The 26,198-nt window shown below is 40.2% G+C and carries 14 protein-coding genes; 8 read left to right on the plus strand and 6 right to left on the minus strand.

The genetic code is table 11. From position 1 onward, the window contains the following. The first annotated feature begins 41 nt into the window (after window positions 1–41). The 6 genes from MYF79_RS06580 to MYF79_RS06605 all read left to right on the plus strand — a co-directional run bounded on the left by MYF79_RS06580 (window position 42) and on the right by MYF79_RS06605 (window position 17,918). Window positions 42–8,177, plus strand: a complete 8,136-nt coding sequence (locus tag MYF79_RS06580) for a UvrD-helicase domain-containing protein (protein ID WP_247813114.1) — start codon at window positions 42–44, stop codon at window positions 8,175–8,177. 81 nt (window positions 8,178–8,258) lie between these two features. Continuing rightward, window positions 8,259–10,607 carry an McrB family protein gene (locus MYF79_RS06585; protein ID WP_247813115.1) on the plus strand — a complete coding sequence of 783 codons (2,349 nt, stop codon included), beginning with the start codon at window positions 8,259–8,261 and terminating at the stop codon, window positions 10,605–10,607. Then, a complete protein-coding gene (locus MYF79_RS06590; RefSeq protein ID WP_247813116.1) occupies window positions 10,607–11,926 on the plus strand; it encodes an McrC family protein in 1,320 nt (439 codons plus the stop codon). Before MYF79_RS06585 ends, MYF79_RS06590 begins: the two co-directional genes overlap by 1 nt. A 472-nt stretch (window positions 11,927–12,398) precedes the next feature. Then, on the plus strand, window positions 12,399–14,834 hold the full coding sequence (locus tag MYF79_RS06595; protein ID WP_247813117.1) for a CshA/CshB family fibrillar adhesin-related protein: 2,436 nt from the start codon (window positions 12,399–12,401) through the stop codon (window positions 14,832–14,834). Between the two features lie 76 nt (window positions 14,835–14,910). Next, window positions 14,911–15,072, plus strand: a complete 162-nt coding sequence (locus MYF79_RS06600; RefSeq protein ID WP_247813118.1) for a hypothetical protein — start codon at window positions 14,911–14,913, stop codon at window positions 15,070–15,072. Between the two features lie 554 nt (window positions 15,073–15,626). Then, window positions 15,627–17,918, plus strand: coding sequence for a histidine kinase dimerization/phosphoacceptor domain -containing protein (locus MYF79_RS06605; protein ID WP_247813119.1), 2,292 nt, complete (start codon window positions 15,627–15,629; stop codon window positions 17,916–17,918). 113 nt (window positions 17,919–18,031) lie between these two features. Here MYF79_RS06605 and MYF79_RS06610 read toward each other — a convergent pair whose 3' ends face one another. Further along, complete coding sequence (locus tag MYF79_RS06610; RefSeq protein WP_247813120.1) at window positions 18,032–18,394, minus strand: winged helix-turn-helix transcriptional regulator; 363 nt, start codon at window positions 18,392–18,394, stop codon at window positions 18,032–18,034. 174 nt (window positions 18,395–18,568) lie between these two features. Between MYF79_RS06610 and MYF79_RS06615 the strand changes: the two genes are divergently transcribed. Then, window positions 18,569–19,303, plus strand: coding sequence for an SDR family NAD(P)-dependent oxidoreductase (locus MYF79_RS06615; protein WP_247813121.1), 735 nt, complete (start codon window positions 18,569–18,571; stop codon window positions 19,301–19,303). A 56-nt stretch (window positions 19,304–19,359) separates the two neighbouring features. Here the strand turns inward: MYF79_RS06615 and MYF79_RS06620 are convergent, their stop codons facing one another. The 5 genes from MYF79_RS06620 to MYF79_RS06640 all read right to left on the minus strand — a co-directional run bounded on the left by MYF79_RS06620 (window position 19,360) and on the right by MYF79_RS06640 (window position 24,992). After that, entirely contained in the window at window positions 19,360–19,776 is a 417-nt protein-coding gene (locus MYF79_RS06620) for a two-component system response regulator (RefSeq protein ID WP_247813122.1), read from the minus strand. Continuing rightward, window positions 19,760–20,857, minus strand: coding sequence for a hybrid sensor histidine kinase/response regulator (locus MYF79_RS06625; RefSeq protein WP_247813123.1), 1,098 nt, complete (start codon window positions 20,855–20,857; stop codon window positions 19,760–19,762). The genes MYF79_RS06620 and MYF79_RS06625 overlap by 17 nt, the downstream gene beginning before the upstream one ends. Before the next feature lie 66 nt (window positions 20,858–20,923). Next, window positions 20,924–23,050, minus strand: coding sequence for a 7TM diverse intracellular signaling domain-containing protein (locus tag MYF79_RS06630; protein ID WP_247813124.1), 2,127 nt, complete (start codon window positions 23,048–23,050; stop codon window positions 20,924–20,926). A gap of 20 nt (window positions 23,051–23,070) precedes the next feature. Then, the gene (locus MYF79_RS06635; protein ID WP_247813125.1) at window positions 23,071–23,781 is read right to left on the minus strand and encodes a hypothetical protein; all 711 of its coding nucleotides are present in this window, start codon (window positions 23,779–23,781) and stop codon (window positions 23,071–23,073) included. A 107-nt stretch (window positions 23,782–23,888) separates the two neighbouring features. Next, window positions 23,889–24,992, minus strand: a complete 1,104-nt coding sequence (locus MYF79_RS06640; RefSeq protein ID WP_247813126.1) for a ThiF family adenylyltransferase — start codon at window positions 24,990–24,992, stop codon at window positions 23,889–23,891. Between the two features lie 420 nt (window positions 24,993–25,412). Here MYF79_RS06640 and MYF79_RS06645 point away from each other — a divergent pair, with 420 nt between their 5' ends. Next, entirely contained in the window at window positions 25,413–26,150 is a 738-nt protein-coding gene (locus tag MYF79_RS06645) for a superoxide dismutase (protein ID WP_247813127.1), read from the plus strand. Window positions 26,151–26,198: the final 48 nt, after the last annotated feature.

The raw sequence follows: 26,198 nt of genomic DNA on the forward strand, positions 1-26,198 counted from the left end.
CTGGATAATTTTTGACAATTATTAACCATTGCAACTTTCTAATGGAAATACAAAATATACTTAATGCTGCTAATGTAAACGTCCAAAAGCTTGAAAAAGGGTTGAAGCACATTGGGCTTACTTTATCCAGCTTTGATAGTGTTGCGGAAGAACAGGTTTCAGGTCTTATAGAGTTATTTAAAATAGCAGTTGATATTGATCCAAAGACAACAGCCAAGTTTACTAAAATGGATCTCAGGTCAAAACTTGAAAAGGTTTTAAAAGGCCAACGAATAAATCATAATAATCATATTGTTGACACAAAAGAAGCAACTGTAAAAGAGGTTGTTGCAAATGAGCAAATTAAGAAACCGCGACTAAATGTAAAACTTGATTCAAAAGACATTAATGCAGCTAAGAAAATAAAACTTGGAAAGGTTAAGTTTTTTGATCATCGGGTGAACAATTTTGGAATTATTGTTGGAATAGATGATGCTATTGAATGTCATGTGTCACCAACAAATATATTAACTCCACCCATAAATGATGATGATATTGTGGCTTATGAGCCAGTACTGAATAGGGATGGAAAATATAGGGCAGCAAGAGTATCTAAAAATATTCCTGTTTTTATATTCAATAAAGAGTCTTCGCAAATTTCTTATGCTTATCCACTTTTTGATAATCATTTAGAGAAAGAAATTACTTTAACAGGGAAGTATGAAACTGGATTTGCAACTGTAAGAGCAAAATACTATCGTGCGTCAAGTTGGAAAATTTCAGTTGTGCCTTCTGAAAATATTCCAAAAGCAAAATCTATTTCATATGGTAAAAACATAATTGTAAATCTTTTACCCAATCTAAATGATTATAAAGGCACTATTGAATGGCTAACCTTCTTGTTACAAACAGAACTTGTTGAATCGGACCTAGATTCAATATATAGTGAAGTTATTAACAAACTTGAACAGAAGACGATTCCGGAAATAAATAAGGAAGTAAAGAACATTAAGGATGGTTCATCTTTCAAATCTTATTTTGAAAAAAAGAAAAAGTCATTAAATAAGATAAGTTTTGTTTTATGGGCGTTGGGTGAAATTGAAAAACTTCCTAATGCTGTTAACCAAGCAGAAGTCGATATATGGCGTTTTGATATTTTACCATCTTTACATTGGCAGGCTTTACAACAGGTTATAACAAAGCTCTTTTCTGAACAAGGTCCAACAAAACAAGTTGAAGAATCCTACAAGCATTTAATTAGCCTAGGATGGGAAATCACAACAAAAGATGAATTGGAAAGAGTTATAGATTTCCTTTCCTCCTTTACAATAAAATTTCCTTTCATTGGATTTTCAGAGGCCGATTTTAAGTGCATAATTAATCAGTTCTATATTGAATTGTATAATAAAGGGCTGCTAAAAGAATTGACAGATGATCGTATTAAGCAATGTATCGAGGAAATACAATCAGACTCTGATAAAGCCCTTTTTATAGAGAAACAAACGCCTGAGAAAATACTCTCGTTTTACAATTTATTTCCTGGTCTATCAAGCTATAGGGAGAATTATTTTGCTGGTATACTGGATGCTGAAATTTCAAAAATCGAATTCTTGTGCTTTGACTTAGAATCCGATGGTGAGAATATAATTGAATTTGCCTGGAAAAGCAGATCAGAAGTAAAAAGTGAAGCAGATTTTAAGCAGCAGGAAGATGGGATTACGGAACTTGTATGGCTCTTAAATTCGGGCACCTTAATTATTGGTCAGAACATTAAAGAGTTTGACTTATCAGTTTTAGCTAATCATGGAGCTTCTCCTTCTTCTGATTGTATTTGGGATACTCTCGAGGTAGAAATGTTACTTAATCCCGGGCGATTTAGTTACGGACTTAAAACTCAACACAGTGCAACATCAGATACGGAGCTTACTTATCGTTTATTCAAAAATCAGTTATCAAGGATAATTGTTCTGCAAAGCAGTTTATCTGCTGTTAAAGAATTATTACCAGCAAAAGCTATCGAAGCAATTAACCTAGTTGGCAGCAATCCAAATTGGGATTTGTTGGATTATGAATATTTTGTAAAGCAATCAAATGAGTTTTTCCGTCCCAATCCGACAAACCAGAATATTTCTGAGCAAACATTTAATCAGCTCACACAAAAATTAAAAGAAGAGGGAAACAAGGTCGTAATTGCTCCCGAATTTTTATGGAACACATTATCCCATCAATTCGACCTCACATTTTATTCGGATAGTAAGTCCTTTGGCTTTTGCTTGAACAAAAATAAAATTGAAGCCAGTATTAGTGATGATAAGTTGCTAAAAGCAATTCTTTTACGTTTTGTAGATTTATATACTTCAAAAGGATTACAGCCTTATTTTCAGCACCTGCCTATTGCAATAAGATTAAAGTTAAACGGTGAGCAGGCTACTTTAATTTGTGACTATATTGAGGTTGATTTTGAAAGTATTAATCACAAACCTATCTGCGTTAAACCAACTGATATAGAAATTCTTAAAAAGCAGAAGCATAATTTTTCAGATTTAAAAGTAATTGTGGTTGGAAATGAATTGTACAACTTAACAAGTAAATTACAATTAGGCCAAGACCTTGATTTTGCTACAATTTTCGACCGATTGAAAAATGAACCCATTTGGCTGCAAATGTCAGGTGGTAAAAGTTTTATTGGTCTCGAGCAAAGTCATTGCAGGCAACTGGGTATTACGGAATTTCCTGAGTTTATTCAAAATATTTGGTTAGAAAAAATTGGAAAGGGTAAATTCAAAGTATGGTGTAATATAAACTTTGATACATGTATAAACGATTTGCCGCTTAATGAAGCTTCCTATATTGATTGGGTAGATGAAAACTTTACGAAAACAAAGTCATTCATAATAAGGCCAGATGCCAGGAAGTCCGGTTATATAGCAGAACAAAAAAGGGTAAATCCTGAATCATTGTATAGGAAAATATATTGGGTATATCAATTCAAATTATTTGAGGGCATTGGCAATACAAACAATCCAAAAGTTTTAATAGTAAACGATGAATCGGAAATTGAAAAGCTATCCGCTTATGCAAGGCGGAAAGGGTACTATATTCCCGATACACAGGCTTCATTGGCGAGGCAGGTCGAATTACTGCATACACATAGATCACCTAACAAAATTTTAATCGCTTCTTTCCTAACCTTAGATAAAATAATTTCAAGCAACTATACGGGTCCTTTAGATTTTATATGGGATAGTTTTTTGTTACAGGAGAAATTACAAATGTTGAAGGGGAAGATTCCGGCAGATTTTCAATCTAAAGAAGAACAAAAAGAAGATGATTTTCAAACTGACGTTAATTCAATTCAAAAGGATTATGATTTATTTTCCCTAATTAAACTGCACAAACCACTTATTGATTATTACTATAAAATGCTTTATGATAATAATCAGGATTCGCAGCTATTCCTTTGCGATACTAGGCTGACTGACTACTATGGTATTGAGAAGAGTTTAAATCTTAATGCTAAAGATGTTCAGATGTGGTATAAAGAAGCAGATTACGATACTGATAAGGAAATTGCAGCTGAGTTCTTTTCATCAGTTCATGAGAATGCTAACACCGACTTTAATATTGATGAAGCGAAAGAAATACTCCGGCAAATCTTTTTGATACCCGAAGAGGGCGGCATTCCATATCCGTGGCATGATTATCAACACCCTTGTTTAAATGAAATTTTACCGGCAAAAAAGGATCTGCTAATTTCTTTACCAACCGGGGCAGGTAAATCATTATTATTTCAAGGGCCTGCCTTATTCCGTTCAGCATTTTCGTGTAAGCTTTCAATTGTTATCAGTCCGCTTCGTGCTTTAATGCAGGATCAGGTAGATGCCCTTTGGAATAAAGGATTTTATAGCAATGTTGAGTTTCTAAGTGGAGACAAATCTCATGTTGAAATTAGAGATATTTATCGTAGGATCTCAGGTGGAGAGGTTACTCTTCTTTACATAACACCAGAACGGTTTAGGTCTCGTTCCTTTGAAAATTGCCTTCTTACTAGATTGGATGCTGATAGCGGATTAGAGTACGTTGTATTTGATGAGGCTCATTGTATTTCACAATGGGGTCAGGAGTTTCGTCCTGATTATTTGAATGCTGGTAGAAAAGTGGCAGGTTATTCCGGAATTTATCAAATGTGTAAGCTGCTATTTTCTGCAACAATATCAGAACAAGTATTTGAAGAAATAAGTATTCTCATGCCGGGTGTTGTAACAGTGGAAGGTACAGAGAAAAGTTATAATCCGGTAAGAGACCACATCAAAATGGATTTCAAACATAATGTGGTTGAAGATGATAGGCTTCTTGAAGTTGCGAATTACTTAAAATCTGGCCGATTCAATCCTATATTAAGCAGGGCGATCATTTTTGTTAAAAGCAGAAAAAAGGTTGAAGAATGCTCGCTAATAATGCCGGACAGTTTAAAAGATGTGTTTGGTGCAGACTGTGGTTTTGTAGATAAGGTAGGTGCGTTTCATGCAGGAATGGATGCGGAAGATCGTAAGGATACTTACGAAAAATATAAATCGGGTGAAATTGTAATACTTTTTGCAACTAAAGCATTTGGTATGGGGATGGACATTCCAAATATTCATTTTGTAACTCATTATTCACCACCAAGTACGTTTGAGGATTTTCTTCAAGAGGTGGGTAGGGCTGGAAGAAATGAGAAACAACGCTTGGAAGCTGGTTTTAATAGTAATGAGAATCCAATTAAAACACTTTGCCTTACTACCAATAATGACTTCGCAAAATTAAAAGACCAATTACATCAAAGCAGAATCTCATGGCATGAGGTCAAGGATATTAAACAAGTGTTGGAAGAATATATCGCAAGATTTAAGTCATTGATACCGGATACTGAAAGTCCAGTAGCAGTACCGTTTAATCTTTATTCAAATGAGAAAGGCTCTGTGAATGATGATCTTGATATTAAATTTAGAATATCCTTGCATTGGCTGGAACGGTTAGGAAGAATTAAGTTAGGCTACTTTACGATTACTCATCTGGAATTTGATGCTGAATCATTAAACAAATTATCTGAGCGAATATATAAATGTCCAGATAAAGATTGTGAGAAAGTATGCTATTCAATAATAGAGTTACTGTCTAATGATTTTCAATCTAATAAAGTAGTACAACTTTCTATTGCATCCTTACGTGGCATTTCCAAACTAAGCCTCGAGAATCTATTTACAGCTTTATTGAAGAACCACTCCGCAGGAATATTAAAGCTGTTGCAGGATGTAGTCGTTGAGCCAACCAAAATTCGTTTGGATGAGATAAATCACAGCAAGAATGTATATTATGACAACGAAAAGTATCCAGCCCTACAAGTAATCTTTTCATTAGCATCTAAAATACTTGGATCAGTACCTTCTAACGGCTCTAAGTTTTTTGAAGGAGAGGAATTGGATGATTTGTTAAAGGAATCAGTAAATGAGAATATTTATTTTATAAAGCTGCCCTGGACTAAGAAAGATAATGCTGAAGCTCAAACAAAGGAATACAAAAATTACATCAAGGACATTTTCAAAAAGAGAAGCAAACACGCTTTTACAATCATCCGCTTATTGGGAAAGACCAAACATGAAACTAAAATGGAGAAGGTTTCTGATGGTAACCGAAAAATAAGAATAAAGCAGTCAGTATTTAATGGCTATCACAAAAAAGAAGAATGGTCAAATAAAATCACACAATTAGAGAAAGATTGCATTAAGCTTTTGGATTATGTAGCAAAACAATACTTCGATAAAAATATTAAAAATTTCAACTGGCCAGATATTATTTCCGAATTGAATTTAAAAGGGAATATTCAATACTTATCTGACTTACTTTTTATTCTATCTGTATTAGGATATAGTAAAACCGGAGGCTTGCTTCCTACAGGAATTGAAATTTACCTTACCTCAGTCGAAAAAGTTGACGAAACAGATTTACAATCTCTTGATAAAAAAATATTTGATGAATTTGAGGAAACCCGAAAAGTGAGAGAATTAAAATTGATTGCATTAGAGGTGTTGGCTGGGTTCCAAAAAATCGGTTTGGTCAATGATGCAAATGCAGTTAGGAAAAAACAAGATGCTTTTATAAGGAAATACTTTGGATGCAATTCGTTGGAAAGTTTGTTACAATTATTGCAGGATGAACTCCCGCCTAATGACCCGCTGCTTGTTAAATGGAGGGGTGATGCAATAAAAACTGAAGAAGACCGGTTGAATGATGAGCAACGAAAAGTGTATGATTCCGAAATAAATCAGCATATAAATGTTATGGCTGGACCAGGATCTGGCAAAACTCATACTTTAACTCTTCGTGTGGCGAGACTCGTGCATCATATTGGAACAAAGCCAGAGGAAATTTTAGTATTGGCATATAATAGAGCAGTTGTTTCCGAATTGAAAGAAAGATTAGGCCGCTTATTCAACGATTTGGGCTACGGAAATTTAGCAAAGAGAATCAAGATATTTACCTTTCATGGTTTGGCTAAAAGATTTTGTCAAAACGAAATTAAAGGGCAACCATTCGATGAATGGGAGAGAATTTTACTTGGACAACTGAATAATGCACCTGGTCAAATCATGAATCAATTAGCACCATTAAAGCACATTTTGGTAGATGAATTTCAGGATATTAATAATGTAAGAATTAGGATTTTAAACAAACTGCATGAATTAACGGATTCTCACATATTTATTATTGGTGACCCTAATCAAAGTATATATGGCTACGAAAGAATAAAGGAAGGAGGAAGCATGAGTCCTTGGCCATATTATGGAGATTTTAATGAGATATTCAATCCAACTCAATTTGAATTATACGATAATCACCGGTCATATCCCGCAATATTGAATTTGGCGAATCAGGTATTGACGCTTCCGGAGGAGCACCAAAATTTAATTCTAAGACCAACAAGAATTCCTGATGAAAATTTCATTACAAACTATGCTGAGGTAATTGACAGAACCCAACAGAGAGTGGATTGGTGGGATCGGATTTCAATTTTAATGCAAGAAAGAGTTGGGCAACGGCCATATAAGCAAATTGCAATTCTTTTCAGAACAAACAATGAGGTGTATAGAGGCTTTCAAAAAATAAAAGGTCTTAATCTTCCAAATATTAGAATCCGTATTCAAGGGAGTTTGCCATATGAGTTCACACGTATAAGAGAATGTCATGCTGTTATACAATTCTTAAAATCTAAACTAGGTCAACAAATTCCGTTAGAATTTAAGAAAATATTCCGAGTATATATTAACGACCTGATAAACCAAAACCCCAATTGGAATCATTTTTATATCAGAGTTATTTATGCACTCGTTTTAGAATACTTGGAAGAACAAGAAGAAAGTCATGTATTCGATAATTTGTTAGAGTTCATATCTGAATTGACATATAAGGATGATGGGCAATTGTATAAAATATATGAAAAGCATTTAGATAAAATTTCGACTACAACTCATGAAACGGAAATTATTCTCACTACAATGCACAAGGTTAAGGGCCTAGAATTTGATAGTGTTATTATCCCCCCTTCATTCTCAAATTTACCCTTAAAAATCAATGATCCGTTAATGGGATCGGAACTTGAAGAACAGTTGGACGAAGAAAAAAGACTAGTATTTGTAGCATATACAAGAGCAAGGTATCGATTGTTAGTCTTCAAGCATTTCAGAGAGATTGCATTAGCGAATAATACAAGGTATGTTATTCCTGAAAATGCAAATATTGGCCTGGGCATCCCTATACAGCCGGGAATTAAAAAACTGAAAATTGGTTGGGCAGCAAAAGCATTTAACTTTAATAGTGGTGTAAATAGTTATATCAACACTTCAGTCAGAAGTGGTGATTTTGTTTTTGTTAGACAAAAAATTGTACCATTTAATGGAGGACATTTTACGGTGTATGAAATCGTAAAGGAAAATACTTCAAGGCCAATTGGTGAGCTGGCTTCAAATGCCAATTTTGTTAACGACCACCAAACTATTTCAGGTTTTGTTGTAAACGAAGTAGTAGTATGGTCTTTTGATGATACTTGTAAATTTGATGCCGAGAATGGTACAAATTATTCAAGAGATTGGTGTCCAGAAGCACGAAGGCAAGGGTACATTTATTTGGTTGATTTTGCGGGATTTGGGGGAGCTAAGTAATTAACGGGTAATCCATAATTGCAGGGTCATTTCTGCATTGATTGCCCGGAATCAATTCTTTAACAGAAATAAGTTTGTTATATGACTGAACTGGAAATAAATAAAGGAATTAAAGCCATTTGCGATACTTCAAATGAGATAGCGTCTTTTTATGCCGATAACAATGCCCTCGTTGCCAAATTGAATTCGGTGCCGCAGGATGAATTACAAAAAGCTTCTGATTATTATGCTTCTCGTTCGGGCGTGATCGTTGACCTTCGAAAAGATGTATTAGATCATTTGAAAGATGGTAATAAACTGGATATTACAATGCTTGATGGATTAGTCCTAAAGCATAAGACCGGAAAAGAGCGCCAGTATCGTTCATACAAGAATTACTATTCAATTTTCTTTCCTATAATCACTTTTTATGGCCATAATGATATTCGCGAATTCATTAATGGTTTCATTGCAGAAATAATCAACCGGTTACAATTAAGGGGCAAAACTAAACATATATATTTTGACTTTCAGGGTCCAAGACAACAAGGAAGCGACAGATTTTGGTTCGCCATTTTCAATAATAAACAGGAAACGCAGTCAACGGGTTTACAATTATTTGTAGACTTCCATAATGGAAAAGTTAAGTATGGTGTTTATAAGCATGCAGATGAATCATATTTAAAAGGACCAATAGAGATGTTCCCTGAAAGTTTTAAATTTTCAGAGATGTTGAAGTTGTTTGAGGAAAGCAAGCAATTGATACTGGAAGATGAACCTGTAAAGGATAAACTTTTAACGATACCACTCAATCAAAAACACCTGTATAAAATTTCACATGGTGCATTTAAAGCCAAAGGGAATGAAAGGATCCGTGATATCTTTAAAGAAAATCAGTGGATAGTAATTCACGAAAATACTCAAAAAGGTCAGGCGGATAGTTTTAAAAATGATCTAACTGAAGGAGATTATGTTTACATAACCATTGGGGGCAATGAATTATTTTCAATTGCAAAAGTAAAGCCCGGTTCATGGGCATATGTTCCTGAAGATATAACGAATGAGAATGGGTGGATATACAGAGAAGTCGAATATGTGAAGTCAGCCATCAATGCAGATACTACAACGTTAAAATCATTCAATGAACATATTTACCCAAGTGGCAACAGTACATTTACTGAAATAACCATTGATAAAATAGAAGAAGCAAATAAGAATATATTTGAACCCCATTTTGGTGTAGAATTTATTTCAGAAGGCGCCTCAAAAATTAAATCCAAAGGTGAATTCCAAAAACATCCAAACAACATCATATTGGTAGGGCCCCCTGGAACAGGGAAAACGTTTAATAGCATAGACAAAGCAGTCGAAATAATCACTGACATCAAAGGTAATCATGATGACAATAAAATAGTTTTTGATAAACTTAAAAAAGAAGGACAAGTTGAATTTGTAACATTTCATCAAAACTATTCCTACGAAGATTTTATGGTAGGTATAAGGCCCGATATAGAGAATGAATCTTTACGCTTTAAGCCCTATAAAGGTATTTTTTATGAGATGGCTAAAAAAGCTAGAGAAAATTATTTTGCCTCGTTAAAAGACCAGCCCAAAGAAAAAAGCTTTCAGGATGTATTCGCAGATATCGTTAAACCACTTACCGAAAAGGGAGAGCATATAAAAATAAAAATGACATCAGGGGTCTTTTATACAATTACCGATATAAGTGACTATTCAATTTATTTCAATAAGCCTAGTGGTGACTCCCGCCACACCCTCAGCATTGATACATTGGAAGAAATCGTGGATGGGTCTAGAGAGTTTACAACTGGCTTAGGGCCTTATTACAATCCTTTAGCAGAATTAATCAGATCAAAGAAAAAGGAAAGTAATAATAATAATAATAAAGAACTAAAAAAGAATTTCGTTCTAATAATTGATGAAATAAACCGGGCAAATATTTCAAAAGTATTTGGTGAATTGATCACACTTCTGGAAGAGGATAAAAGAATCGACGCTAAAAACGAATTGCGGCTTACACTGCCAAATGGAGAAAAGGAATTTGGCATACCGCCCAATCTTTATCTTATAGGCACAATGAATACTGCTGATAAATCAATTGCTCTTATTGATATTGCACTTCGCAGAAGGTTTGAGTTTATTGGGTATTTTCCTGACTATAGTAAATTGGAAGAAGGTGATGGCGTTTTTTTAAAGCATATTAACAAGGAAATATATACACGTAAGAAATCTGCAGATTATCTCATTGGGCATGCTTATTTTATGACAGGGCTTGATACTTATACGGTCATAAAGAATAAAGTTATACCGCTGTTAATGGAGTACTTTTCCGGTAAGACAGAAGTTGTAGAAGAAATTTTAAAAAATAGCACTTGGGATATCAGCTATGATATAGAGAAATACGATTGGGTAATTCAACCATCAGTTTAATGTATATACTTTTTGAATATGGAGATCATATTTCGGTAACAGACAGAATAGGTCTGGAAATTTATCTGCATTCATTATGGCAGAATCATAAAGAGTTGTGGAAAGACCAAATGCCGGAGGCTGATGATTTGCCCAAGAGAGAATTTCAGCCATTCATTTCTTTTGATGGAGTGAGAGCAAAGGCGAATAATTTCGTTGGATTTATCCATTATGGTAATGAACTCCTTGAAATTTACCCTAAGGTTTTTCGGCAGATGCTGAATCCAAACAAAGAATTGATGCACCAGCATTTATTCTATTGGTTCAGTTATTGCAAGAAGATTAAATTCCCCTTTAATCAATCATTTCTAAATAATTTTGATTCTGATTATTTTCCTGAATTGATCATTTATTTAATCGCTAATCAAATCAATGAAGTAGTGAACACAAAACCTTATTCTGCTTATGAAGAAGTAGAAGAGGCATTGTTGATGCCCAGAGGAAAAATTAATTTCGGTCGTTACACAAGAAATCTCGCTTTCGGTAAAAGCCAATATATAGATTGTGATTATGAACCTTTCGTTTATGATAACAAAGTAAATAGAGTTATTAAATATTGTGTTCGCCTTTTATTGTCAAAGACGGTGGTGCCCGAAACTCAGAGAATTCTAAATGGAACTATTAATGTATTGGATGAGGTTGAAGATCAGGTTTGTTCTATAACTCAATTGAACCAGATAAAGATTCCGACATTATTCGTGGATTATGAAGATGTTATGCATTCTTGTAGAATGATCATCGAAAATCAGGTTTATTCATATGTGGAATATGAAATGAAGAACTGGAGTGTATTATTTCCTATGGAATATATTTTTGAAGATTTCATTAGTGGGTTCTTAAAGAAACATTTTAATCAGGAGTTTGATATAGAGTCACAGAAATCTGAACTCTATCTTCATCAGGATCCCCAGACATTTAACTTGCAGCACGATATTCTATTGACTAATAGAAAAACTAAAGAAAAAATAATTATTGATACTAAGTATAAACCCCGATGGGGTTTATCTGTATCAGATAAAAAGAAGGGAGTTTCTCAATCTGACATGTATCAAATGATAAGTTATGCCTATCGCAGAGGCACAGACAAGGTGATCTTATTGTATCCCAATACTTCAGATAAACTGGCAGAGGATTATATGTTCACGGTGCAAAAATCAAAGGAAAATGAGCATATAAAAATTAAAGTGGTTGACATCCCTTTTTGGTCTTCAACTGACCACAAGGAAGTTGAGTCAAAATTATTGACCAAGCTTGGCAGTGTATTACTAAGCGGATTTTAACTGGTTTTGATATTACTTTTGCCTGGTAGGTATAACAACGAAAGGGAAAGTATTATTGAGGCGGTTTTTTATATCAGGAAGAAAATAAATCTCATGGTATACCTAGTGACATTGTAGATATTTTGCCTATCAATTGTTTTACAGGACTAATACGCTTAAAGAATTCCTTTAATTGGTTCGACAATCTGCCGGCGGACTCCACCAGGTAAAAAGCCTTAGAATTTCTTAGCAGTAAGGATTTTAAGGCTTTTTTGTTTGTGTAGATTCTTTAATTTTGTCCGTACTTATCTAACAAAGTGCTGGCTTGCTTCCCCAATGCCAGTGCATCCCTGAGCCTATTGAGAAAGTGGCCCGTTCCCAGGAGCGTTTCCACCCGTTGCTGGTAGCCTGTTGTTTTGATGTGGACAAACCTTTCTCGTATTGTTTTGCTGTTATTTAAGACACCCGGCATTATCCCTGTTAATTTGTTTCAATGTTTAAGAAAATTGCCCTTCTCCTGATCCTTTTTGCAAGTGTATTTACAGATACTTCCGCTCAGTATGCAGACATGGGTAGTGGTGTTATTAAAAACCACATATGGTGGTTTAACTGGAACGGGTTTGCATTGGTTAACGGTGCATCCCGCGATTTTACTACGGACGACGGATTAAAAGTGAATATCACTTTTTCGAAAGTAAGTGGCGCCCCGCTTCCTCCAAAGGTGATGAATACATGGTCTGGAGCCGTACTCCATTACCTGTACGATTTCTCTGACCCGGCAATGATGCCTGCTTTGTATAATTACACCCAGGGAGAAGGCTCTTATTTTACCATGACTGTTACTGCTACGCGGGAGGGACAGGCGGTGCCTTTCACTTTTCTGGCTGCAGATGCAGAAGGTAGCCTTAGCCCGGTGGAATATACCACGTTTACTACCAGCGGCGGGAACTGGAGCTTCCTGGACTTCTTCAGAAATTCATCGCAGACCGGCAATCCCGTAACAGGTTGCGGTACGCAGACGATGGTAGTTTCAGATACACAAGGCTCTCTGGATGGCACTCCCTTTGGGCAGAATCCGCTCATGGCTACTGTGGCCCCGGCCAGTGGAGTACTGACTGTGGACGTAAAAATGGAAAGGACAGTGCCGGGTGGAATGGGTGTGGCATTTGCGGTGTATGCACCACTGGACAGGGGAGACCTGCCAGCCAGTTATGGATATGCAAGGCACCTGTTAAAGTATGTACGTAGCAACGGCTGTAATTTCAATCCTCCATTTCCTGCCCTCACCCAGGATGAAAGTCTGAAGCTGGGAAATATTATAGGAGATGCAGATGGCGCCGACAATATAGACGACGATCTCAATGGTGTTGATGAAGATGCTCTTACAGCATTCCCTGATTATACCGGCAATGGCACTTACAGTCTTCAACTGCCCCTTTCCAATACAACAGGTGCTGATGCCTGGCTGACGGGGAGTTTTGACTATAACAGAAATGGGGTGTTTGATGTGAATGAAGCAGTAACGGTTGTTGTGCCGCCTGGTGCAACAGCGGCCACCCTGAACTGGACCGGTATGCCAGGGATGCTTACTACCGGTAATGGCGGGCTGTTTGCCTTCAGGTTTCGTTTGTCATCCAATCGTGCTGCTACACAAAATGCGTCTATTGCAGCAGAGGATGGTGAGGTGGAAGACTATATGACGAGAGTGAATGCTCCATGCGCTATCACCACGAATCTTACTGCTACTGCTATCTGCGCCGGAAAATCGGTGCAGTTGCAGGCGGCGGGAGGCAGTACTTATAACTGGAGCCCGGCTGCAGGATTATCTGATGCTGATATCAACAATCCGCTTGCTTCCCCTCTTACCACGACCAACTATGAAGTAACAGTGGGAGACGCAGGTGGTTGTGGTGGGAAAGCGAATGTACAGGTAGTTGTAAATAACATAGCAGATGTTGTGACCCGTGCCGATACAACAGTTTGCAGCGGCAATCCGGTTCAGCTTAGCACACGTTCTAATGATGGTACAACGTTCAGCTGGGCACCGGCAACGGGACTGGATAATGCTGATATACTATCGCCCGTAGCGACGCCCGCTACCAGCACCCGTTATACTGTTACGGCAGATAATGGCAGCGGTTGTGTGAGCCAGTCTTCCGTACTGATAACTGTTATCCCCGGCACACTGATGTCTGTAACACCGGCTGATACGGCCATTTGTGAAGGCACTTCAATAACCCTGGAGGCAACAGGCGGGGATACTTATGAATGGCTGGAAAATGGCGTTGTGTTGCCTGCATCTGGCAATTCGATCACCATATCTCCTGATCAGGTGTCCACATATGCAGTTAACATTGTCAATCGTACCTGCAATGCAAACAAAAGTTTTGTGATACCGGTAATGGTGAATGCAATGCCTGTCACTGCCATCACAAGTACGAATGGTATTGATTGTTCGCACGGCTCTGCCATGCTGCTTGCCACGGGAGGCGTAAAATATGTATGGGACACCGTTCCGAGCATCAGTAATATGCAGATTGCCAACCCTGTGGTATCGCCAACGGAAACCACTACATATCATGTTACCATAACCGATGAGAATAATTGTGTTAGCCGCGATTCGATCACAGTCCCCGTAGACTTAAGTGCCGGATTGAGTGTATACCCTATGCCATCAGCCTTTACACCCAATGGTGACGGGAAGAACGACTGCTTTGGCCTGAAATACTGGGGCGGCGTAACGGCACTTGAATTCAGGATATATGATCGCTGGGGCGTGTTAGTGTTCAGTACAAAAGATGCAGGCACCTGTTGGGATGGTACGTTCAAAGGCGTATTGCAACCTGTGGGTGCGTATGTATATTTCGTAAAAGCTAAAACACTTTGTGGTGAAATTGAGCGGAAAGGTGTAGTCACCTTAGTGCAATAAGATATACTGGTATTACTGCCTGAAGGCCCTGTAAAGACATTTGCAGGGCTTTTTTATGCGTACATGTGCTGATGCGATGAATCTGTTTTCTGATCCCTCAATACCGAAATGCAAGCCGACCATTACCACTAATGGCGTTGCCAGTATTGCCGGCGTCTTCGCGGGAGGCGATTGTGTAAATGGCGGCAAGGAAGTGATGGATGCTGTCCGGACAGGAAAAGGCGGTGTTATAAAATGATTGTGGATGAAAACAAAGAAGTGCTTCAAAAGGTCATTGAGGAAGGAGGGTGAATGGGGCATGCGGCATAAATATGTATTGATGTGAGGGGAACGGGATTTAGATAATTTAAAATAGATTTGTATCTTCACCGATTACTAGTTGAATTTCAGTACTATTTAGATAAATATGCAGTCGTGAGCTACTCAGGGGGACAAGAAACACTTTTCGGAAAATTTTAAATGTATCAACCGGGATGCGGGGACAGATGATCCGTCCGCGCTGACATATGCCGATAATAGAACAGGTTTACAGGAGATCTCATGCACATATCTTAAACAATATTGGTGTCTGGCCTATTGAAGTACTTTCAGACAACCCGGGGCAATCCTTATATGATGTAACAGCGCAGATTTTAAGTTTTCATTGAAGCGATCCACAACTATAGACGAGAGACCAGACAAAATAAAGTTCGTAAAGACTGGTAAATGCCAATCTTTAAAGTGTATAAAAGACAATTAAATACTAAAGCGCATTACCACTGACCTAATAGAGAAGTTAAAATAAATTAAGTTATGAACAGATTACTCATGCTCTTCTATTGTATGACGAGTTGTTTGATCCCCTGCCTGGCACAGGAGAAAGTGCCGTCAGCGGTCCTTCAACAGCTTCTGAGGAAGGAACGTCCGGATACAGCTGAACTGCGGATGCTGTTCAGCGCCGGTGTTTCATATATCAACAGGCCCGGTATTGAGCCGGGTGATATAGATACTGCTTCAATGTGCGCAGCAAAATTGCTTAAATATGCTGTAAACACTGGCCATAAGCTATGGGAGGGAAAGAGTAATCTGCTCTATTCGAAGATATTCCGTGAACAACATGATGTTGTGAAAGGGAAAGAGTATATACTGAAAGCGGAGGCTATATTTAAAGAACAGCAGCAAAAGGAATCTCTTGCCGATACCTATGTCGAACTGTGTGACTATTATCAGCCGGTAGACGTTGAAAGTCTTAATATGAAGCTTAAGTACTATCGCGAGGCAGCAGTGCTCTATGGAGAATCCGGTCTGAAATTAAAACAGGCAGACGCGCTTTACAGGCTTGGCGACTACTACAGCTTCCTTCCAGACTACAACGAATCGAAAAAGGTATTGCTGCAGGCACTGGCAATTTTCAAAGAAGTACATGTTGAAGAGCTGCAAGGCATATACAACTTGTTGGGGGCAATTTACAACCAGCTGGGAGATTCCGATAATGCCCTGAAATATGTGCTGTTGTCATTGAAGACAGCGCAGGCGGTTGGAGATAGCAGTACACAGCTTTGTACAATTTACAACAGGTTAGGAATGATCTATATAAGGGTGGATGATATTCCTAAAGCCATGCAGAGCTTTCAAAGGGCCCGGGAAATAGCATTGCGATTAAAAGATACTGCCGCTATGCAGATACTGGCCCGTAACATTGGCCAGGCTTATCAGAAGATGAATAAGCCTGCAGACGCATTGAAGATCCTGAAAGAAGAGGAGCGTAACTATCCGCCAAAAAGCCAGGAAAACAGGATACTGATGTTTGAAAGTATTTTAAATGCCTACTGCCTGCAGGGTGATTTTAAACGCGGGGCCGTTTATGCGCAGCAACTGGAAGATCTGCGGCGTACCATGTATCCTGACGATGCTTACCTGGAATATGTTTATACTGCACTGGTCAACTATTACCTGGGTATTCACCAGTTCAATACAGCGCACCAGTATGCGCAGGTAATGCTGGCAGTAGCCAGTAAGAGCGGTAATCTGTCTTTCCGGGCAAAATCATGCTCTTTCCTTTACCGCGCAGATTCTGCCCTGGCCAACTATAAAGAAGCGCTTGACTATTACCGGATGTATAAACTGGCTAACGATTCTTTGTTTAATATCGCGAAAATGCAGAAGATCGGTTATCTGCAGGTGCAATTCGAAACAGAGCAGAAAGATCAGGCGTTGATGTTGAAAGAACGGAATATTGAACTGCTCACCCAGGAGGCGCAGGCGGCCCGCTTCACCAGAAACGTGATCATCGGCGGTGCAGGTATGTTGATTGCGCTGCTATTGTTAGGGTACAATCGTTATCAGTTGAAATTGAGTAGCAACCGGCAGCTGAAGCAACAGCAGGATGAAATTAACCGCAAAAATCAATCACTGCAGGAGTTGATCAGTTCCCAGAATAAATTGCTGGGTGAAAAGGAATGGCTGGTGAAAGAGATCCATCACCGTGTTAAAAATAATCTTCAGATCGTTATGAGCCTGCTGAATACGCAGGCTGCCTTTCTTGATGATAAAGATGCGCTGAATGCTATCAGGGAAAGCCGCTACCGGATGCAGGCCATATCCCTTATCCATCAGAAGCTTTACCAGTCAGACAATGTGGCACTGATAGATATGAGCACGTATATTAACGAGCTCGTAGTATTTCTGAAAGATGGTTTCTCTGATGTTAACAGAATAAAATTTGATCTTCAGATTGCACCGGTGAAGCTTGATGTATCACAGTCGGTACCGGTAGGCCTGATCCTGAATGAAGCAATTACCAATGCTATCAAGTATGCGTTCACAGGTAACGGCACTATTATCGTTTCCCTGCAACCTACAGGTAACGACGTCCTGACGCTTGTGATTGCCGACAACGGGAAGGGCTTCCCGGATGGCGAAATACCTACCCAAAAAGATTCTATGGGCATGATGCTGATGCATACGCTGGCGGAACAACTGGATGGATGTCTGGATATTAAAAGCTGTAGCGGGGTTACTATCACTGTCAGATTTAAATACCAGGAGAAAGAAACTATTGATAAACCGGTGCAGCTTGAGGAGAATGTTGCGGATTATATGTGAATATAACCTCTGAAGGAATCCTCCGGTTTTATACATGTATTATCGGGTGTGATCAGCCCCGGTCGGCAGAAGATAATGCCAGCGCATCGCCGGGATGATGGACCTGTATGTCATTATACCGGTATTTTTATTTTTTCACGCTGGGCATTTCCCCAGTCGGCCAGAGATTGAACAATAGGAAGCAGGGTTTTTCCCTCTTCGCTCAGTGCATATTCCACCCGCGGAGGTACTTCCGGAAATGCAAAGCGTTCCACGAAACCATATTTCTCCAGTTCTTTCAATTGCTGCACCAGCATGCGCTCGGAAATATTTGGAATGAGTGCTTTTAGCTGACTATAACGCACCCTGTTGTGGCCCAGATGCCAGATAATGCCTGGTTTCCACCGGCCTCCCAGTATCCGCACTGCGATAGCCATTCCACATGTTTCATACAGCTCTTTCGCATTGAGTGTATTGGTCGAGGTCTCTTTTCTCATTTCTAACATGTTTGTCAGTAATTAACAATTTCAAACCAGCATGTCAAAGATAGTTATAATGTATGCGACGTGTTCAATTCTTACTGTTTAGTAAGTAATTAACAATTTCCCGCGTACTTATCCGGGGCCTCAGGCTGATCTATGTTTGCGCCTCAATAAATCAATCGGGATATTATGGAAACAAGGAACATTGCCTTGATTACAGGCGTAGGCAGAAAAGAAGGCCTGGGATATGAAACGGCCAGGCAATTGGCGAGGCTGGGGTATAAGGTGGTCATCACCGCAAGGGATCACCGGAAAGCTGAACAGCTTGCGGCGATGATGTTGCATGAGCACCTGGATGCTATCGCAATGGAACTGGATACCACTGATGCAGACAGCGTCAACCGCTGTGAACGACAGGTTACAGAACGATTCGGCCGCCTGGATGTACTGATCAACAATGCGGGTGTTATGACAGATTTGACATCTACAATCGCTACCGCTAACCTGGAGCTTGTAAAATCATGCTTTGACAGCAATGTGTTTGGACCCTGGCAGGTGACACAGGCATTCCTGCCATTGCTCAGGAGGAGCGCTCAGCCACGTATCGTGAATGTAACCAGTGGTATGGGCTCTTATGACGATCCTGATTTTGGCCTGCATCATTTCCCAGGAGCGCTGTCAACATATGCACTGACGAAACTTACGTTCAATGCACTGACAGTAAAAGCTGCAAAAGAATTGAAAGATGAACGGATATTGGTGAATGCAGTATGTCCTGGTTTTACCGCTACCTATGAAGGATTAAAAGAGCAGGGCGCAAGACCGGTAGAAGATGGTGCGAAAAGCATTGTGTGGGCTGCTACGTTAGCGGCAGATGGGCCTACGGGAGGATTCTTCCGTGATGGGAAGCCATTGCCGTGGTGATGAGATGTGGTGAAAATAAAAAGCCACTGCAGGGGCTTTTTATTTTCAAACAAGGATCACATATCCTTAAAAATTTCAGCAATAGCGTTTTTCAGTTCTGAAGCCAGTAAAGGTTTCTTTAACAGTTTCAGCACCATCGGGTTTGCATAGGTACGACTGAGGTCTCCATAATCGAGAGATGACGATACCATGATGATATGGCACTGTGATTTGATCTTTGCAGGATAGGCGTAAAATGCTTCCAGGAATTCAAAGCCATCCATCTCCGGCATTTGTATGTCCAGCAGCAATACTGTGGGCGGTATTTTCGGCAGGGTGATATTAGAAGACAGGAATTCAAGCGCCTTGTTTGCGTTGTTAAAGGCAAGCACAGTTCTGCTGATCTGTTGCAGCGTGATAAGTCGCTCGTGCAGCAGCAGATCTACTTCATTGTCATCTATCAGTATTACACGTAAATCAGGAATCGAAATCATTTCTGTTGGGAATGCTTATTTCAAATTGTGTACCTTCTCCATATTTTGATTCAACGTTGATAGTACCGCCAATTTTATTCAGCGCTTCTTTTACAATATACAAACCAATACCACTTCCTGGTTTATTATTATTTTTTGAACGGAAGAACATCTTGAAGATGTTGTTGAGATGTTCACTAAGTATTCCTATTCCATTATCTTCTATGGACAGGGTAGCTTTATGAGGCTCTACCTTCACTGACAGTATCACTTTCGGATGACTCTCATCCGGTTTCTGATATTTCACAGCGTTCGAGATCAGGTTATTCAGAATAACACTGATACGGAAAGTATCTCCCTTGAAATCTACCGGCTGATCTACGTTCACCTGGAACTGGATAGCCGTGTTCTGATGACGGAAGGATGCGATACATTCCTGGATGAGATGTTCAAAGTCGATCTTTTCATATTCCACATCCAGCCTTGAATTGCGGTAATATTCTATGATCTTCTGTATGAATCCGTCCAGTTTGAGGATGCATGCTTCAATCATGTTAAGATAACCGTTGGGGTCGGTCACCGAGTTGTCGAGCCGGCTCAGGTTAATGATACCGAGCACAGACATGAGTGGTGAACGGAGGTCATGTGAAGTGGAGTAGATAAAGCGGTTGAGCTCATCATTGATCTTTTCCAGTTCCAGGATCTTTTCCTTCAGCTGTTTGCGGGTAGAATATATTTCGAATGCGTTGTTAATGGTGCGGTGCAGTTCATGTTCATCCCATGGCTTCTTGATGTAGGAGAAGATATGCCCTTTGTTGATGGCATCGATAATATCTTCTACATCCGTATAACCTGTCAGGAGAATACGCATGGGGTCGGGGAGCGTATCCTTTATTTCGTTAAAGAATTCAACTCCTGTAGACACGGGCATTTTCTGGTCTGCAATGATGATGTGGACATCAATGCTTTTCAATAGTTGTTTGCCTTCCTGGGCAGAATTGGCGGTGTAAATTTCATAACTTCTGCGGAACCCGGCTTTAAAAGCATTGAGGTTATGAACTTCATCGTCAATGTACAAAATCCTGATACGGTTGTCTTTCATCCATTTTGGTTTTGTCCGCAGGTTCAACTTTCAGGTTGATCAAATGGATTATCCTGCGTGGGTATACTAAGACGCATGAGCGGTTACGCTCATAGGTAAATATATAATAAATTCTGCACCTTTGTCAGGGGCTGTGACCACCTCTATGCGCCCGGCGTGCTTTTCAACAATACTGAACACGATTGAAAGTCCGAGACCGGTGCCTTCACCGACATCTTTGGTGGTGAAGAATGGGTCGAAGATCTTTTCTTTCACTTTTTCCGTCATACCGGGGCCTGTGTCTTTTATACTGATCAGGGCAAGTCCGTTCTCTTCCCTGGTCGTAATGGTTACCGTCTCTTCACGGTCTTTGTTGTTTGTTTTTATGGCGTTAAAGGCGTTGGTCAGTATGTTCATGAACACCTGGTTCATTTTACCTGCATAGCACTCTATTTTGGGTAAAGAGCCATAATCCTTTACTACTTTGACATTAGGAGGTATACTGTTTTTGAGTAGTACCAGTGTACTGTCTATTCCTTCATGAAGATCTACGGATTTGAGATCACTTTCATCCAGCCTGCTGAAGGTACGCAATCCCTTCACAATTTCCGAGGTCCTGGTAGCGCCGTCCTCAATTCCCTTAATGAGAGATGATATTTCGTCATGGATGTAGTCAATATCTATTTCCTCTTTAAAAGCGGCAATATCCTGAAGCGCACCATGAATATCTTTCGCCTGTGGCAGGGCGTCATATTTTTCCAGCAGTGTTTTGATATCCTGGATATCCAGCTTCAGCGGTTTTATATTAGAGGTGACAAAATTGATAGGATTATTTATTTCATGGGCAATACCGGCAGTCAGCTGACCAAGGGAGGCCATTTTTTCTCTTTCCACCAGTTGCGTCTGTGCATCTTTCAGATTTTTCAGGGCTATATTGAGCTCTTCGTTACTGGTTTGCAATTCTTCTGTGCGCTTATGTACCTTGTCTTCCAGTATGATATTTTGTTCCCTTACCAGTCGTTCGTTTTCCTGTGATGCCTGCAGTGCTTCCGCCTTGAACAGGTTGATCTTATAGGCCAGCGCGAAGGACAGGAGGAGGGCTTCCATGGCAGAGCCTATCTGCAGCGCATAGTATGTAAATTCATTGTATGGCAGTACGTTCATGTTCCTCAGTACAAATACCAGTACGCTGAGCAGGAATATGGACCAGGCTATCAGGAAAAACCTGGCAGAGCTGTATCCCATACGGCTCATGCGCAGTGATATATAGAATACGCTGATAGCTGCGGCGCCAACCACGGCCTGTACCCAGATCTGTGCAACAATGTACATGTCCAGCAGGGCCGGGATAAAGCAGCCGATATACAGGTAGACAAGTATATTAATAAGCCTGTGCCCGGGCTTATAGTATTGTTTGGTGAGCAGGAACTGCTGGATGAACCATAAAGCTGTTAGTCCGTTGACTATGGGGACCAGTACAGTGGCATGCTGGGCCATCCAGGGGCTGCCGGGATAAAGGAACCGGAAAGTAAATCCCTGCAGGGTGGCCTGGGTAAGGCCTACAAATACGTTATAGGATACGTAGGTCAGGTAGCTGGTATCTCTCGTAGATATATAAAGGAAAAGGTTGTAACAGGACATCGCCAGTATAACCCCGATGTATAGGCCAAATATGAGCTCCCGGTAGTCATTTTTCTCCATTACCTGGTCGCGGCTACCTATAGAAATAGGTAGTTGCAATTGTTCCCCAGCAACGACCCTCAGGTAGTACTGCCTGGTGGTATGCGGTGGCAGGGTGAGTGGAAATATGTAGTTCTGATGATCGACAGGCCGGTTCGAATAGCTGGTGAATTCCCCCAGGTGGGTTGTTTTATAGCTGCCGTCCGGCTGTGTCTCAAACAGGGTAATATCGTCTATGGTAGGGTATTCCACCTCCAGCAGCAGTTCGTGCAGGTCGGATTCATTGGTGATGGTAAACCTTACCCAATGGGTATATGGTGTGATCTGGAGATTGGGGACATTTTCATCCGGAGATGTAAAAGGCGCTTTGGTGATAGCGCTGATATCCAGTTTGTTAGTCTTATCAGTGTATATCTCGAGGTTCTTACCTATCCGGGTCAGGGGCATATTGTTTCGGAACACGACGGGAGGTGCTGCCTCCAGTTGCTGGAAACCCAAGATGGTAAGGAGCAATAGAACGATAAATCGGAACATGCGTTAAATTTATAGAAAATTCACCGTTCACTCTTCACATTGGAATACTGCAAATTAGCAATTTCGAGGTTATAGCTCACTTCATAAGAACCTTTAGGTCCGACTTCTGTTTTGGTTTGAATCAGATTTTCGCGCAGGTCATAGATCAGTTCCCGTTCCTTGGGGTCGGCATTTTCCAGTTTGTTAACGTCGTTGATAACCATGGCAGTGGCAATGAAGTCGTCTTTGGGATAAAAGAAGGTGCCTTTATCGCCTAAGGATTCATCGATGGTAAAGCCGACTCTCTTGCCTATACGGGTAGTAATGGGGGCGCATAAAACGTGGAAATTATCAATAGGCATCTGAGCCGCCAGCACCACGCCCGCCCGGGCCAGTACCTGGCTGCCTATGCCCATTCCGGCTACTTCTTTCGAGTTCCACATAGCGCAGATCTCTGCACTGCCGGTCCTTACGATATCGTATATTTTCGGATCATATTTACCGATAGCCGTTTCTATTGGCAGCGGCAATATACCGTCTGCCAGTTGTACACGTGCACCGCCGTATGTTTTCGTGCGTGTTTCATCCTCTACAATAATCACGATGCTATTTTCATGGTGCATCCAGTCCGCGCTGCCGGATGTGATCTTAGCAATGCCAAAGTATATTTCCAATAACCGGAGATGGCCATTATAAAAACGAAGACAGGCCTCCGGGTCGTCTGGCGCTTTAAAAGCCCTTACTGTAATCATGATATTGCATCTGGGTACTCCTTAAAAAAGATCAGGCCGGGAAATGAGCGGACCGGCTATTGCGCTTTCGATTGCAACGGGCTTCTTTTTCCGCTCATTCCTGAGTATTAAACAATTATCTGTTCGAAATCAACATAATACCTGCCAGAGCTTTTGAACTGACCGAGCAGTATTCTCCTGCATGTATCTGTTACTACGGCTCCGCCCAGTACAACGGAGGATGCCAGTTGAGGCCAGGTGGTGATTGTCTTTCCTATCTGGCCTAAAGAGTATTTCATTCTTTCGGACATGTCATCCAGTGCAACCATAGGGCGGAATATGGGTAGCTTCTCTGCATCCGTGAGCCCGCGAAGGCTCTTTAGATCTATATCGGGTATAAAACCGTGCAATAAGGGTCTGTCGGGTTCCAGGTCAAAACGTTCTACATCTACCATGCCTCTGTCATTAGTATCCATTACAACAGGTATGCCTAATGACTTCGCCTTCATCCTGCTCAGTATTTTTATATCTATGCCATCACATTCTTCTACCAGGATATCGATATTACCATCTTTGGTGAAGAACTCGTCCAGGTTTTCCTCGGTGGCTCCCTCTGTATAAATAACCACCTTAATGAACGGATCCAGTTCTGCTATCTCCCGGGCGGCCACTAGCACTTTATGAACCTGTATACTGTGAATGCCGGTACGGATCCTGTTCATATTGGTCAGCTCAACCTTGTCAAAATCGGTCAGCCTTAGTTCTCCGCATACTCTTTCCATAGCCAGGGTAAGCGCGATAGATTGCCCTACGGAGAGTCCGATAATGCCAATTTTCTTACCGCTCAGTATGGCGATCTCCTCATCGGTGATCTTTTGTTTATTCCTGCTGGTGCGGAGTTCAATGAAATCCTTTTCATCGACAATATGTACCACCCTGTGGGCCCAGGGGTAGTAAACCCATACGCCAAAAGCATGGAGCTGTGTAGTACCAACATATTCGTTGATCTTTTGTTCGGATTCTTCTTCCGTAAGTCGTTTGGTTGGATTACGGATCTTCATCAACTCTCTCAGCTGGGAATGTATGTGGTCATGTACACGTATATGTGGATTCGCTGCTAATAAAGCCAGTAAATCGGCATATTGTTCCTTGTGCTGCAATCGGTAAAATACTGGTGTATAATTATCCGGCTCGGTCCGTTGCTGATTGATATAATGCTCTAGTTCTGTCATTTTGCCTGGCATATAATTTTATGAACAATGATGGCAATTCAAAATGGTATATGTATGGTCAATTAGTTAGTCAGTATGTTAAGTGTGTACTGGCATGGTAAGGGCCTGATGACAAAGGCAAGCTCGTTAATTCACTACATATATCATATACTCACTATGTAGTCCGGGATAAATGTTGTTTTAAGTATACAAGTAAAGAAAAAGTTAAAGTTTCACATGAAAGCGTATGGTAAAATAACAATTAATTTGAAAAGATTGCGAAATGAAGCTGTTATTTTAGTGAGAATCTGTGTTTTAATGACAATTGTTTGATGACCGGCGCCACTCATGAAATAAATTTCTATAATATTGGTGTAGAATTTGCTGCTTGGCAATTACCATTGAAGTTCTTTATTCATCATAATTTTAATGCCTTAGTATATGAACAAGAGAGAATTTATAAAGCTGGCCGGCCTGGCCGGCGTGGCGGCTTTAAGCAATCCCTCAGGTATAGTGGCAGCTCCTGCCGCCCGTAGAGGGGTATCCGTTTTAGACGGCAATGCAAAAGCACCTTTTGAAGTACCACCTTTACCTTATGGCTACGACGCTTTAGAGCCTCATATTGACAAGGCAACGATGGAAATTCACCACGACAAACACCATGGCGCCTACGTTAAGAACCTGAACGACGCCGTGAAAGGATCATCTTACGAAAATCTTTCACTTGAAGAGATCCTTGCGAAAGTAAAAGCGGAGGATAAAGCTGTGCGCAATAATGCGGGTGGCCATTATAATCACTCTTTGTTCTGGAAGCTTTTATCGCCACAGAAAACAACACCTTCTGATAAGGTAAAAACTGCTATCAATAACTCCTTCACATCTTTTGAGAAGTTCCAGGACAGCTTCAATACAGCTGCCAAAGGGGTATTCGGTTCCGGCTGGGCATGGCTGATCGTAACTCCAGCCAAGAAATTGTCTGTTATATCTACCCCTAACCAGGACAATCCCCTGATGGAAAACATCGTAAAGGATCGTGGTACTCCGATCCTCGGGTTGGATGTATGGGAGCATGCTTACTACCTGAAATATCACAACGTACGTGCTGAGTACATTACTGCTTTCTGGAACGTTGTGAACTGGAACGAAGTGGATAGATTATATGCGGCCGCTGTAAAATAGCCGGTACACATGATAGATAAAAAGAGGAGGGGTTCGCAGCTGCGGACC

It is taken from the genome of Chitinophaga filiformis (assembly GCF_023100805.1).
Lineage (GTDB): Bacteria > Bacteroidota > Bacteroidia > Chitinophagales > Chitinophagaceae > Chitinophaga > Chitinophaga filiformis_B.